General features: G+C 62.0%; 14 protein-coding genes. 1 reads left to right on the forward strand and 13 read right to left on the reverse strand.

Annotated features, from left to right (window positions below; all coding sequences use genetic code 11):
* Window position 1: 1 nt before the first annotated feature.
* From cysM to rpoE, 13 genes are all read right to left on the reverse strand, one after another.
* Window positions 2-898: a cysteine synthase CysM gene (gene cysM / locus G533_RS0101600; RefSeq protein ID WP_027948449.1), complete on the reverse strand. Its 897-nt coding sequence runs from the start codon at window positions 896-898 to the stop codon at window positions 2-4.
* Between the two features lie 40 nt (window positions 899-938).
* The gene (gene acpS, locus G533_RS0101605) at window positions 939-1,310 is read right to left on the reverse strand and encodes a holo-ACP synthase (RefSeq protein WP_027948450.1); all 372 of its coding nucleotides are present in this window, start codon (window positions 1,308-1,310) and stop codon (window positions 939-941) included.
* Complete coding sequence (gene recO / locus G533_RS0101610) at window positions 1,307-2,035, reverse strand: DNA repair protein RecO (protein ID WP_027948451.1); 729 nt, start codon at window positions 2,033-2,035, stop codon at window positions 1,307-1,309. Before recO ends, acpS begins: the two co-directional genes overlap by 4 nt.
* A 17-nt stretch (window positions 2,036-2,052) precedes the next feature.
* Window positions 2,053-2,961 (reverse strand): GTPase Era, encoded by a 909-nt coding sequence (era, locus tag G533_RS0101615; RefSeq protein WP_027948452.1) that lies wholly within the window; start codon window positions 2,959-2,961, stop codon window positions 2,053-2,055.
* Window positions 2,954-3,628 carry a ribonuclease III gene (rnc, locus tag G533_RS0101620; RefSeq protein WP_027948453.1) on the reverse strand — a complete coding sequence of 225 codons (675 nt, stop codon included), beginning with the start codon at window positions 3,626-3,628 and terminating at the stop codon, window positions 2,954-2,956. The genes era and rnc overlap by 8 nt, the downstream gene beginning before the upstream one ends.
* Before the next feature lie 6 nt (window positions 3,629-3,634).
* Window positions 3,635-3,994: a DUF4845 domain-containing protein gene (locus G533_RS0101625; RefSeq protein WP_035525879.1), complete on the reverse strand. Its 360-nt coding sequence runs from the start codon at window positions 3,992-3,994 to the stop codon at window positions 3,635-3,637.
* A 52-nt stretch (window positions 3,995-4,046) separates the two neighbouring features.
* Window positions 4,047-4,886, reverse strand: coding sequence for a signal peptidase I (gene lepB / locus G533_RS0101630; protein ID WP_027948455.1), 840 nt, complete (start codon window positions 4,884-4,886; stop codon window positions 4,047-4,049).
* A 4-nt stretch (window positions 4,887-4,890) separates the two neighbouring features.
* A complete protein-coding gene (gene lepA, locus G533_RS0101635) occupies window positions 4,891-6,690 on the reverse strand; it encodes a translation elongation factor 4 (protein WP_027948456.1) in 1,800 nt (599 codons plus the stop codon).
* Between the two features lie 123 nt (window positions 6,691-6,813).
* On the reverse strand, window positions 6,814-8,214 hold the full coding sequence (locus G533_RS0101640; RefSeq protein ID WP_027948457.1) for a Do family serine endopeptidase: 1,401 nt from the start codon (window positions 8,212-8,214) through the stop codon (window positions 6,814-6,816).
* Between the two features lie 32 nt (window positions 8,215-8,246).
* Complete coding sequence (locus tag G533_RS0101645) at window positions 8,247-8,732, reverse strand: SoxR reducing system RseC family protein (RefSeq protein ID WP_027948458.1); 486 nt, start codon at window positions 8,730-8,732, stop codon at window positions 8,247-8,249.
* The gene (locus tag G533_RS20105) at window positions 8,733-9,686 is read right to left on the reverse strand and encodes a MucB/RseB C-terminal domain-containing protein (protein ID WP_051229868.1); all 954 of its coding nucleotides are present in this window, start codon (window positions 9,684-9,686) and stop codon (window positions 8,733-8,735) included.
* Window positions 9,687-9,692: 6 nt separating this feature from the next.
* Window positions 9,693-10,295, reverse strand: a complete 603-nt coding sequence (locus G533_RS0101655; RefSeq protein ID WP_240472338.1) for a sigma-E factor negative regulatory protein — start codon at window positions 10,293-10,295, stop codon at window positions 9,693-9,695.
* 54 nt (window positions 10,296-10,349) lie between these two features.
* A complete protein-coding gene (gene rpoE / locus G533_RS0101660) occupies window positions 10,350-10,934 on the reverse strand; it encodes an RNA polymerase sigma factor RpoE (protein WP_027948460.1) in 585 nt (194 codons plus the stop codon).
* A 262-nt stretch (window positions 10,935-11,196) separates the two neighbouring features.
* Here rpoE and nadB point away from each other — a divergent pair, with 262 nt between their 5' ends.
* A complete protein-coding gene (nadB, locus tag G533_RS0101670) occupies window positions 11,197-12,795 on the forward strand; it encodes an L-aspartate oxidase (protein ID WP_027948461.1) in 1,599 nt (532 codons plus the stop codon).
* Window positions 12,796-12,830: the final 35 nt, after the last annotated feature.

A 12,830-nucleotide genomic window follows, 5' to 3' on the forward strand; every position in this document is an offset into this window, starting at 1 on the left:
CTCAGGAGGTGGCGAAAACGCCTGTGGAAAGGTAGCGGTCACCCCGGTCGCACACAATAGCGACAATGACCGCATTGCTCACTTCAGCGGAAATCTTCAGGGCCGCAGCGATGGCGCCGCCAGAAGAAACACCGCAGAAAATCCCCTCTTCCCGCGCCATCAGGCGCATATGGTGTTCGGATTCCTGCTGTGAAATATCCAGCACTCGGTCCACGCGGGCGGCGTCAAAAATCGCCGGCAAGTAGGCCTCGGGCCAGCGCCGGATGCCGGGAATACTCGAGCCCTCCACCGGTTGCAGGCCTATGATCTGTATCTCGGGGTTTTGCGCCTTGAGATAGGCCGACACCCCCATGATGGTGCCGGTGGTGCCCATGGAGGCGATAAAGTGCGTAATGCTCCCACCGGTCTGGCGCCATATTTCCGGGCCCGTGCCGCGATAATGTGCCAGCGGATTATCGGGGTTACCGAACTGGTTGAGCACGCGGCCCTTGCCTTCAGCCTCCATGGTCATGGCAAGATCGCGTGCCCCCTCCATGCCCTCCGCCTGGCTGACTTCCACCAGTTCGGCGCCGTAAGCAGACATCGCCTGCTTGCGCTCACTGCTCATGTGCGCGGGCATGATCAGCACCAGACGGTAGCCGCGAATCGCCGCCGCCATGGCCAGGGCAATACCCGTGTTGCCGCTGGTCGCTTCAATCAGCGTATCCCCGGGGCTTATGTCACCGCGCGCTTCGGCCTCCGCAATCATGCTGAGCGCCGGGCGGTCTTTCACCGAGCCGGCGGGGTTGTTGCCCTCCAGCTTGGCCAGCAGGGTATTGGTCGTGGCGCCAGGCAGACGCTGCAACTTCACCAGCGGCGTATTGCCGATGCACTCTTCGATCGTGGGATATTCGGACATGATTCACCGTAACCCGAGGGGCGTGCCAGTATAGCGATGTCTACTGCAGGGCGGCAAACGCCACCACGTAAGCCTGCTCATCGGCAAGTGACAGCAGCACCGTGGTACCGCCGCGGTGCCTGGCCACTTCGGCAGCACCGCCAGAGAGTACAACCCGTGGCGCGCCGAACGCGTCGTGCTGCACCTCAATATCCTGCCAGCTCACGCCCCGACCGATACCGGTGCCCAGCGCCTTGGCGACGGCTTCCTTGGCGGCAAACCGCTTGGCCAGCAGACGCACAGCGTGATGACTCGCCGCATACTCGGCCCGCTCCGCCGGCGTGAGGATACGCTGCACAAAACGTTCGCCCAGACGTTCCACCACCGCGGTAATGCGCTCGATTTCCAGGATATCCGTGCCCAGGGCGATCATTGCTGGCGGCCCGCGTTGCGAAACTGGCGGAACAGTTCCCGGCTGTGCAGCGGCCGCTCACCCAAGTGGCTGGCCAACGCCTGGCGCAACAGGCGTTTTGCCGCCGCACCATACTCGCCTTCATAGTGGCCTGCGGCTATACCCAGCAAATCACCTCCCGCAAAGCGCGCGCCCGACGCCACGGCCGCAGTGTCACACGCTACCAGGCCGAATTCAGCCTGATACTGATACCATCCGTTCTGCGCCACCGGCAAACCACTGTGGCCATCGTGCGCGGGGTCGAAGCCATAGCCCAGTGCATCCAGCAGGCCGAACTCGAAACGCCGCAGGTCGGCATCCACCACCGGTTTGGTGGCGAGACATTCAAGCGTAGCGCCGTAGAGGGCAAACAGCGGTTGTTGTGGATCGTGGCGTTGCAGCAATCGGACGAGTAACTCGTTGAGGTAAAGGCCGCTGAACAGGCGTTCGGCACGCAATGCCGGCAAAGCACCGGCGGCCTCTACCGCCAGCAACGGCTTCTGTTCCGCGCGCCCGGCGAAACTGACCAACAGCGGCCTGAAGGGCTGCAGCAGCGCGGCCTGCGAGCCACCACGGCTGCGTCGCTGTGCGCCGCGGCCAATCAACGACACCCGCCCGTGCTCCGCGGTGAACATGTCCAGCAGCAGGCTGCTGTCACGGTAAGGGCGGCTGTGCAGGAGATAGGCTGGCTGGAGGGAGACACGCATGACGCCACAGGCACCGGTCAGCGATCGTCGTAGCCGAGACTGCGTAGCGCCCGCTCATCGTCGGACCAGCCGGACTTCACTTTCACCCACAGCCGCAACATCACCTTGCTGTCAAAAAGGCGCTCCATGTCGCGCCGCGCCTCGGTGCCGATGCTGCGCAGGCGGCTACCGCCCTCCCCGATCAGGATCCGTTTCTGCCCGTCGCGCTCAACCAGGATCAGGGCCGATATGTTGAGGATGGCGCCGTCCTGCTTGAACTCCTCAATTTCGACAGCGACCGCGTAGGGCAGTTCGTCGCCGAGTTGGCGCATGATTTTTTCACGCACCATTTCAGCCGCAAGGAAACGCTGACTGCGGTCGGTAATCTGGTCCTCGGGGAAAAAATGCGTCGAGTGCGGCAGGCGCTGGCGAATCTCCCCCTCCAGAGCCTCGAGATTCTGCCCGCGCAGGGCTGACAGCGGCACAATTGTCGCCTCGGGCATCTTTTCGGCTAAACCCTGCAGGTGTGGCAACAGCACCTGCTTGTTGTCCAGCAGGTCAACCTTGTTCACCACCAGCAACGTTGGCAGGCCGGCCTGCTGCACACGCTGCAGCACCCACTCGTCCTCTTCCGTCCAGGCGGTGCGGTCGATCACCATGACGATCACATCGACATCGCGAATGGCGCTGCTTGCCGCGCGATTCATGTAGCGGTTGATCGCTCTCGCTTCCACCTGATGCAGGCCGGGCGTGTCGACAAAAATAATCTGACAATCGTCTTCGGTTTTGATACCCAGCACCTGGTTGCGCGTTGTTTGCGGTTTGCGCGAGGTGATGCTGATCTTCTGGCCGAGCAGGTGGTTGAGCAGCGTGGATTTACCCACATTGGGGCGCCCTACAATGGCGACATAGCCGCAACGCAGGTTTCCCTCGGTGGTCTCAGACATTGGACAGCGCCTCCAGCGCAGCTTGGGCGGCGGCCTGCTCTGCCTTGCGACGGCTGCTGCCGCTGCCGGGAAAAGCGCCAGCGGGGGCCGGCAGCACACACTGAATATGGAACTGCTGATTGTGGTCTTCGCCCTTAACAGCCACCAGTTCGTACGCCGGCAACGCCATGCCCCGTCCCTGCAGGAACTCCTGCAACCGCGTCTTGTGATCCTTGCGCACCGTGCCGGGTTGCAGGCCCTGCAAGCGACTGTCAAACCAGCGCAGCAGGCATTCACGGCAGGCGTCTACGCCCGCGTCGAGCAAAATCGCGCCGGTCACAGCCTCCAGCACATCGGCAATGATGGACCCGCGCTGGTGACCGCCACTTTTGCGCTCACCCTGCCCCAGACGCAGGTACTCACCCAGCTGCAGCTCGCGGCCGATCTCGGCCAGGGTGTCGCCTTTTACCAGGCTCGCGCGCAAACGGCTGAGGTCACCTTCCCGGGCTTTGGGCAGGCGCTGGAACAGTGCTTCAGCAATCACGTGGTTGAGGATCGAATCGCCGAGAAACTCGAGGCGCTCATTGTTGGTACCGGACGCGCTGCGATGAGTCAGGGCCAGTTGCAACAGCGCGGGATCCTTGAAGGTATAACCCAACAGACGTTGCAGATGAGCCAGCTTATCCATGCAACATCAGGAGGCGCCGCCGGCGCCCGCCTGAAATTCCAGGTCATCAAAGCGTATAACGGCGTCAACACGACCAAACAGGGGGATGCGCGCTTCGTAATTTGCGTCTATCCAGGTTTTTCCATCTTTGCGAAATACGTCGATCTCGCTGGGCTTGAGGCCGTAAATCTGGTTGGTGTTGAACAGGTTGGCGAGCTTGCGCCGGATGTCGGCGATGGTGTCGACGTCCGGATTATGTTCGTTGGCGACCCGCGTTACCACATCCTTGATCGTCATGTATTCGAAATAGCTGGGGCCCATCTTCAGCCCGCACATGGCGAAGAAGCCGACCATGATGGCGACGGTAAGCATTCCCAGAAAAGACATTCCTGATTGTCTGTGGCGCAATTTCATACCCTCACCCCGCGAACTGGCTGACTTATTGGATGGACCCGACACGACTGAAGCTGGGAATACTGAACAGCGAATCCCAGTGCATCCAGATCGCAAAGGCCTTGCCTACTATATCCCGTTCCGGCACCTGACCCCATACCCGGCTGTCGCTGCTGTTGTCACGGTTATCGCCCATCATGAAGTAGTGCCCCGGCTTCACCACGACGCTGAAGTCGCGCGCCGGGCGCAGCTGGTCTGCCTGCATGAGATGCGGCTCGCCGCCCAGAGACTCCATGCTGACCTGATAGCGCGCTCCCGCTCCGGGCAGCACCGCGAGATCTTCCGTGGCAACCGGCTCTCCGTTCACCGAGAGGCGCTTGTTGCGATAGCTGACCGTATCACCGGGCAGGCCAATCACGCGCTTGATGTAATAGGTGTCATTCATGTGTGGCGGAAAAAACACCATGACATCGCCACGCTGTGGTTCATTCAGGTCCACCACCTTGGTGCGCACGACCGGCAGGCGCAGGCCGTAAGTGAATTTATTCACCAGGATGTAGTCGCCCACTTCAAGCGTGGGCACCATGGAGGAAGACGGAATCTGGAACGGCTCCACGATAAAGGAACGCAACACAAATACCACGAACAATACGGGGAAGAACGAACGCGAGTATTCCACCAGTGCCGGCTCGGCCGCTGTGCTGACGACCTGCGCGTCATAGGCCAAAGCGTCGCGACTCCCCTCCTGCTCCCAGGCCGGAAATTTGCTGCGCAGCGCGTCGCGTCGCTGGCGGCGCTTGGGCGCAAACAGGAGTGCATCCAGCAACCAGATGGTGCCACTGCCAAACACCAGAATCACCAGAATCAGGGGGAAATCTATGGTCATCGTGTTATCCGTCCACCTTGAGCACAGCCAGGAACGCTGACTGCGGTATTTCTACATTACCCACCTGTTTCATGCGCTTCTTGCCCGCCTTCTGTTTTTCCAGCAGCTTTTTCTTGCGGCTGGCATCGCCGCCGTAGCACTTGGCGGTGACATTCTTGCGCAGCGCCTTCACCGTCTGCCGGGCGACGATTTTGCCGCCCACGGCGGCCTGAATGGCCACGTCGAACATCTGCCGAGGGATGAGTTCTTTCATTTTCTCGGTCAACACACGCCCCCGGTGCTGGACGTGGTCGTGATGGACGATAATGGCCAGTGCATCGACACGCTCACCGTTGATCATCACATCCAGGCGCGACAGGCTCGCTGTCTCAAAACGGTCAAAGCTGTAGTCGAGCGAGGCGTAACCTCTGCTCACGGACTTCAGCCGGTCAAAGAAGTCCAGCACAACCTCGGCCATGGGGATGTCGTACACCACCGACACCTGGGTGCCGAGGAACAGCATGTCCTTTTGCGTGCCGCGCTTCTCGACGCAGAGTGTGATGACGTTGCCGAGGTAGTCCTGCGGCACCAGGATATTGCAGCGCGCAATGGGCTCGCGCATTTCCTGGATGTCGCCCACTTCCGGCAGGCGGGACGGATTGTCCACCTGCACGATGTCACCGTTCTTCTTGACCACCTCGTAGATCACGGTCGGTGCAGTAGTAATCAGGTCGAGGTCGTACTCGCGCTCCAGCCGCTCCTGGATAATTTCCATGTGCAGCATGCCGAGGAAGCCACAGCGGAAGCCGAAGCCAAGCGCATCAGACGTCTCCGGCTCGTAAAACAGCGAGGCATCGTTCAGCGTGAGCTTGGCCAGCGCGTCGCGGAAATCCTCGTAGTCGTCGGAGGAAATGGTGAAAATACCCGCGTACACCTGCGGCTTGATCTTTTTGAAGCCGGGCAGGGCTGCAACATCCGGGTGCTGGGCGTTGACCAGGGTATCCCCGACGGGCGCGCCCTGGATTTCCTTGATGCCCGCAACCACGAAGCCCACCTCTCCGGCCTGCAGGATGCCGGTCTCCAGGCGCTTGGGCGTAAATATGCCCACGCCGTCGACCTGGTGCACTTTGCGGGTCGATTTGGGCATGATCTTGTCGCGTTTGCGCAGCACGCCCTGCTTCACCCGCACCAGTGAAACCACGCCGAGGTAGTTGTCGAACCAGGAATCGATGATCAGCGCCTGCAACGGGGCCTCGCGGTCCCCTTCCGGCGGGGGGATATTCTCCACCAGGTATTCCAGCGCATCCTCGATACCCATGCCCGATTTCGCACTGACCAGGCAGGCCTCAGTGGCATCAATGCCGATGATCTCCTCGATTTCCTTGCGCACCTTGTCCGGGTCCGCCTGGGGCAGGTCCATCTTGTTGAGGATGGGCAGTACTTCGAGGCCCTGCTCGATAGCGGTGTAGCAATTGGCAACCGACTGCGCCTCCACCCCCTGCCCGGCGTCGACCACCAGCAGGGCGCCCTCGCAGGCCGAGAGAGAGCGGGACACTTCGTAGGAAAAATCTACGTGCCCCGGCGTGTCGATAAAATTGAGCTGGTAGATCTGGCCGTCGCGCGCCGTGTAGTTCAGGGTCACGCTCTGCGCCTTGATGGTAATGCCGCGCTCGCGCTCAATGTCCATTGAGTCGAGCACCTGGGCATTCATCTCCCGGGCGCTGAGCCCACCGCAGTGCTGGATGAAGCGATCTGCAAGGGTGGATTTGCCGTGGTCGATATGGGCAATGATGGAGAAATTGCGGATGTGGCTGAGATCACTCACTCACGTTGCTCGGTCAGGGTCATTGGGTGCTGGCGAAAAGACGCGCGATTGTAACCCAATGCCCTGCCTGCCGCCATGCCGTTAGCCCAAACGCCAACGGCACGGGGCCGCGCAGGCCGCCGCCTAATCGCGCAGCTTGAGCCCGATAAACAGCGGCGAGCCGCGACGGATCAGGCGCAGCGGCACGGAATCGCCGGCGGACAGCCGCTTTTCGGCGCGCTCGAAACTGTCCACATCCTTGACCGCAGTGGAGCCGAGCATGGTGATGACGTCACCGGGCACAACACCGGCATCCGACGCCACCGAGTCGGGCGCTACCTGACGCACCACAACGCCGCCAGAGAGGCCCAGACGCTCCAGCGCTTCCGGGCTCGCATCGTCCACCAGCAGGCCGAGGCGACCCACTCCGGCGTCGCCGCCGCGTTCATTGCTCAGGGCAAAGCTGTCATCGGCATCCAGCCCGCCGACGGTCACCCGCAGGGTCTTGCGCTTGCGGTCTCGCATCACCTCTACCGACACTTTGTCACCGGGCGTCACCAGGCCCACGACGTGGGGCAGGTCGGCGGAGGTGGAAATATCCTTGCCGTCAAAACGCAGGATCACGTCGCCGGGCTGCAGGCCCGATTTAGCCGCCGGGCCACCCTCGGCAAGCTGCGCCACCAGCGCACCCTGGGGCCGGTCGAGACCGAAGGACTCGGCCAGCGTCTTGTCCACGTCCTGAATGGTGACACCGAGCCAGCCGCGCGTTACCCGGCCCTGCTCCTGCAACTGGGCCACCACGTTGCGGACCACACTCGCCGGTATGGCAAAGGACAGGCCGATGGAGCCGCCGCTGCGCGTGAATATCTGCGAGTTGACCCCGACCACTTCCCCCTTGAGGTTGAACAGGGGGCCGCCGGAGTTGCCCGGGTTGATCGCGACATCAGTTTGTATGAAGGGTACATAGTTCTCGCCTTCCTCGGTGGGCAGGCTGCGCCCCATGGCGCTAACAATACCGGCAGTCACCGAGTAATCCAGGCCGAAGGGTGAGCCGATGGCCAACACCCACTCGCCGACCTTCAGCGCGTCGCCCGTCTCCAGGCGCAGGAAAGGCAGGCCATCGGCCGCCACGCGCAGCAGGGCCAGGTCGGAGCGGGGGTCGGTGCCTACCACTTCCGCCTCGAACTCACGGCGATCAATCATGCGCACCAGCACACTGTCGGCTCCATCCACGACGTGGTTGTTGGTGACGATAAAACCATCTTCAGAAATGACGAAGCCGGAGCCCATGGACATCCGCTGGCGCTGGGGAGGCGCCTCGCCGCGGTATTCGAAAAAGCGCCGCAGATACTCGGGAATCTGCTCCATATCCGGCTGCCCGCTCGCCGCGCGGCCGGCGGGGTGCTCGACGATGATCTTCACCACCGCGGGAGAGCCGGAATCCACGATATTGCTGAAGTCTGGCAGCGACTGGGCGGACAATCCGGGCGCCACCAGGGCAATGCCTAAAAACAACACGGTCGACAGGGTTTTACTGGAAATCATGCGGTAAATCCTTGGTCTGGAAAAAACGGTTTTCAGTGAAGGTGCAGTGCCTGGGCAGGCGAACTGCTGCGCACCGGGGCGCCGGCCAGCACCGGTTGCAGGCGGCGATCGTCGCGGTGCCGCCAGGCATGCCAACGAACCAGCAGCAGCCCGGCGGCGAAACCGACCAACATGCCCACAGCTGCAGCCAGGTCCGACACGGCAGGGAACCAGTGGGAGGCCAGCGCCGCACCGCCCAACAGGGTGAACAGCGGCAGCATGTAGACAATCAACGAACCGCGCACGATCACATCATCGGGAACCCCGATCTGAACCTCGTCATTGATGCGATAGTCCGACAACCGGAACTCACCAGGCAGCACGCGCACCAGGCCGCGCTGACCGTCACGGATTCGGTTGAGCAAGCCGTGGCCGCAGCCTTTCTGCGCGGCACAGGCCCCGCAGGTGCTGCGGCGGATTGTTTCCACCCACAGGCTGTCGGCTTCCAGCGCCACTACTCTGCCGCTCTCAGTCAACATTCAGCGCGCCACCCGGATGGAGTCGGCCACCATCCGCGCCGTGTTCACGGGCACTTCGCCGATCACCGTCACCAGCACCGGCTGGTCGGCCAGATGCATACCACGGGTATAGGACAGCGAGCTGCCGAGACGGGCCAGCCCTTCACCGGGGCGCAGCTCCCGCGGCAACTGCTCCAGAAACACGGAGAACACGGCCAGGCCATCGGTGAAGGTGCGTCGCGGCCCCTCGGGATCGGCGGCGTCTGTGGCGGTGAAGCCGCTGGGTAGCCAACTGACAATCCAGGGAACGGACAGCCGGGCGCCAGTGGCGGGATAATCGGGGTGCGGGTGCGCCGCGGGATGTACGGTGTCCATGCCCGGGCGCGGCGCAAGCGGCTCGCCGTAGCTGAGATCCGCGAACTGGAATCGCTCAAGGGTCTTGTCCCCCCGGCCGAGCGTGCTGGCACGCAACATCAATGCGGTGTCCTGGTCGAGCTCCAACAGAAAACCGTAGCGGTACATATCGCGTGGTTGAATCTCCAGCTTCACCGACTGCCGCCCGGCGATACGCTCGCCGGGGCTGACCTTGAACCGGTAATAGCTGGCAAGGCCGCAGTCGCCCGCGTCTACCCTGTCACCCAGGGTCAGCAGCTGCTCGCCGGGATGCGTGCAATTGAGGGGATGGTGGGGGCGCACGACCTGTGCCCCCTGCCCGGTAAGGCGCGTCAAGTGCTCGGAGGAGTAGCCATCGGCAAGCGAGCGGGCCACCTGAACGACCTGCATGTCGTCGCCGCGCTGCAGCGTCACCACGCCGTGATAAGCGACCTCAGAGCGACTCTTTGCCATGCGTGCCAGCCACTGCAGGGCTTCGGCATCCGCTTCGTTACAGACCGCGCCCTGTGCGGCGACACCGCCAGCCCACAGCATAAGGCCGCAAACAACACTGGAAGCAAGCTGCCGCGCAACGCACTTCACGCAGGCCTACTCCTCTATCTGAGGTACGCGTGCGAAGGGAATCAGCCCCTGTGGGGAATTGAGCGCTGCGTGCTCTGCATGTTCCTGCATATACTGATACATGCGTTGGCGTGCCAGTTCGCGATAGGCCGTACGCGCCGCTGGCTCCAGCTGGGGCACGGCCTGCGCACCATAGCTTGCACGCATGGGCACGGCGCCAAGACTGTTGACGAAGCCCACCGCGGAGACGCCACTGGCTGCCACGGGCGCACTCTGGCCCTCAAGGCTGCCCGCCTGATACAACTGTTGGCCACCGAGCACGACCACCGCCGTCACCGAGGCCGCCACCGCCAGGCTGGCCAGTGGGCGCACCCAGCGCTCGCGCAGGCTGCTGCGGCTGGTTTTCGCGCCCGTCTCGGCCGCAATGGCCGCGCTTACACTGCGGGAAATATCCAGTCGCGCGTGACTCACGGGTTGGCCCGCCATGGCCGAGCGAGCCAGCTGATAGCGCACCCAGGTCTGGCGCAATGCCGTATCACTCTCGAGCTCGCCCAGTACCCGGTGCAGCTCCAGTTCCGTTGCCTCGTCGTCCATCAAGGCCGAAAGAGACTCACGCAGTTGCTCGGTCATTACCCACATCCTCTGCCTGTTGTCCTGATTCATACTGCGTGCGCTCAGATACCTTCACGCCACGCCGTCGATCTGCTGTTTCACCTGCCTGTCTATCGCTTCCCGGGCCCTGAATATCCGCGAGCGGACGGTACCGACCGGGCAATCCATGACTTCCGCGATATCCTCATAACTGAGACCATCAAACTCGCGCAAAGTTACCGCTGTGCGCAAATCATCGGGCAATTCCGCAATCGCCCGGTCAACAACCTGTTTCAACTCCTCACCGAACAGCGCACTCTCCGGCGTTTCAATCTCGCGCAGCGCGCCGCCGCCTTCAAAATACTCCGCATCATCAATCTCGACATCGGATCCTGGCGGGCGCCTGGAGCGTGCTACCAGGTGATTCTTTGCCGTATTGATCGCGATCCGATACAGCCACGTGTAGAAAGCACTGTCGCCACGAAACCTGGGCAGTGCCCGGTAGGCCTTGATGAAAGCCTCCTGCGCTACATCCTGTACCTCATCCGCATCGTGCACATAGCGGCTGATCAGGCCGAAAATCTTGTGCTGATACTTCAGTACCAACACATCAAATGCCCGTGAATCGCCCTTCTGCACCCGCGCCACGAGTTGCTGGTCGGTCTCTGCCGCTGTCACTCCGTGACTCCTTTCCTGCTCAATACCAGCATGTCATTGCTGCGAACCGGCGGCTCGGTAGCGACCACAATCTGTACAATCACACTCACGCCACGATGCCAGTAAGAGGGGCTGTTGCCCAAAAAGTTCCACAATGGTGTATTTCCTTATTCCGGGATACCTCGTTTATACTCGCCATCCCGGTGACCTGCTGTAAGCTGTGTTACGTAAGTTATTGAGCAACATACTATATTTCACATCCTGAGGCAGCAAGCACCCAGCCATGTCCGCCATTTTCCTGCAACACGATGTCCTTGTCATTGGTGGCGGCGCTGCCGGGCTCAGCGCCGCCTTGCGCCTGCCACAGCATTTGCGTATCGCCCTGATCTGCAAAGGCGATCTCAACGAGGGCTCGACCTACTGGGCGCAGGGTGGCATGGCGGCGGTGCTGGATTCATCCGACACCGTGGACTCGCATGTGGCCGACACACTGGTCGCCGGTGCGGGACTGTGCAACCCGGAGGCCGTGCACTTCACCGTGAGCAACAGTCGCGCCTGTGTAGAGTGGCTGGTTGAGCAGGGTGTCGACTTCGACCTGCGCCACGGCGCCAGCAGCGAGTTCCACCTGGCCATGGAGGGAGGCCACAGTCACAGGCGCATTATCCACGCAGCCGATCGCACCGGTCGAGCAATTTCTGAGGTTCTCACCGAACGTGTGCTTGCGGCAGACAACATCGAGGTTTTCCCACACCGCGTCGCGGTCGACCTGGTTACCCGTGAAGGCCGCTGCGAGGGCGCGTATCTACTCGACCGTGAACGCGACCGGGTGGACCTGTTCCAGGCCCGGGCCGTGGTGCTGGCAACGGGCGGCGCCAGCAAGGCGTATCTCTATACCAGCAACCCGGACGGTGCCAGCGGCGACGGCATTGCCATGGCCTGGCGCGCGGGCTGTCGTGTGGCCAACCTGGAGTTCAACCAGTTCCACCCCACCTGCCTGTACCACCCGAAAGCCAAGTCGTTCCTGATTACGGAAGCGATTCGCGGTGAGGGCGGCAAATTGCGCCTGCCGGACGGCAGTCAGTTCATGCACAACTTCGACCCCAGAGCGGAGCTCGCGCCGCGGGATATCGTGGCACGCGCCATCGATCATGAAATGAAGCGTCTGGGGGTAGACTGTGTTTTTCTCGATATTTCACACAAACCCCGGGCCTTTCTCGAAGAGCACTTCCCCACTATCAGCACGCGCTGCATGGAACTGGGCATCGACATCGCGCGCGAGCCGATTCCCGTGGTGCCAGCCGCCCACTACACCTGTGGCGGCGTGGTAGTAAACACCGCGGGCCGCAGTGATGTAGGCGGCCTTTATGTCATTGGTGAGGCGTCGTGCACCGGCCTGCACGGCGCCAACCGCATGGCCAGCAATTCGCTGCTCGAGTGCATCGTTTTCGCCGAGTCAGCAGCCAACGATATCGCCGCCAACATTGCACAATGCCCGCCTCCCCAACCAGCCCCACCCTGGGACGAAAGCCAGGTAACGGACTCCGACGAGGACGTAGTGATCTCACACAACTGGGACGAACTGCGGCGTTTCATGTGGGATTACGTGGGCATCGTGCGCACCAACAAACGCCTGGCTCGCGCCGAGCATCGAATCCGGCTGCTGCAGGACGAGATCAACGAGTACTACAGCAACTACAAGGTCAGCAATGACCTGCTCGAATTGCGCAACCTGGCGATGGTCGCGGAACTGATGATCCGCTGTGCACAGGCGAGAAAGGAAAGCCGGGGCCTGCACTACACACTGGACTACCCCGAACTACTGGAGCAAGCGCGGGACACTGTCCTCACGCCTGCGCAAAGCGAAAATCAAGAACGGCGCTGATGTCTGCACAGTGCGCTGGATAAGAATAAGTTAGC

Origin of the sequence: Haliea salexigens DSM 19537, from assembly GCF_000423125.1 — a bacterium.
Classification (GTDB): Bacteria; Pseudomonadota; Gammaproteobacteria; order Pseudomonadales; family Halieaceae; genus Haliea; species Haliea salexigens.

Excerpts from the sequence above, each read along its gene's own strand:
- cysM (WP_027948449.1), bottom strand. The coding sequence starts at position 898 with ATGTCCGAATATCCCACGATCGAAGAGTGCATCGGCAATACGCCGCTG.
- G533_RS0101625 (WP_035525879.1), bottom strand. The coding sequence starts at position 3,994 with ATGTCTTTTCTGGGAATGCTTACCGTCGCCATCATGGTCGGCTTCTTC.
- lepB (WP_027948455.1), bottom strand. The coding sequence starts at position 4,886 with ATGACCATAGATTTCCCCCTGATTCTGGTGATTCTGGTGTTTGGCAGT.
- acpS (WP_027948450.1), bottom strand. The coding sequence starts at position 1,310 with ATGATCGCCCTGGGCACGGATATCCTGGAAATCGAGCGCATTACCGCG.
- G533_RS0101655 (WP_240472338.1), bottom strand. The coding sequence starts at position 10,295 with ATGACCGAGCAACTGCGTGAGTCTCTTTCGGCCTTGATGGACGACGAG.
- G533_RS0101640 (WP_027948457.1), bottom strand. The coding sequence starts at position 8,214 with ATGATTTCCAGTAAAACCCTGTCGACCGTGTTGTTTTTAGGCATTGCC.
- nadB (WP_027948461.1), top strand. The coding sequence starts at position 11,197 with ATGTCCGCCATTTTCCTGCAACACGATGTCCTTGTCATTGGTGGCGGC.
- era (WP_027948452.1), bottom strand. The coding sequence starts at position 2,961 with ATGTCTGAGACCACCGAGGGAAACCTGCGTTGCGGCTATGTCGCCATT.
- rnc (WP_027948453.1), bottom strand. The coding sequence starts at position 3,628 with ATGGATAAGCTGGCTCATCTGCAACGTCTGTTGGGTTATACCTTCAAG.
- recO (WP_027948451.1), bottom strand. The coding sequence starts at position 2,035 with ATGCGTGTCTCCCTCCAGCCAGCCTATCTCCTGCACAGCCGCCCTTAC.
- G533_RS0101645 (WP_027948458.1), bottom strand. The coding sequence starts at position 8,732 with ATGTTGACTGAGAGCGGCAGAGTAGTGGCGCTGGAAGCCGACAGCCTG.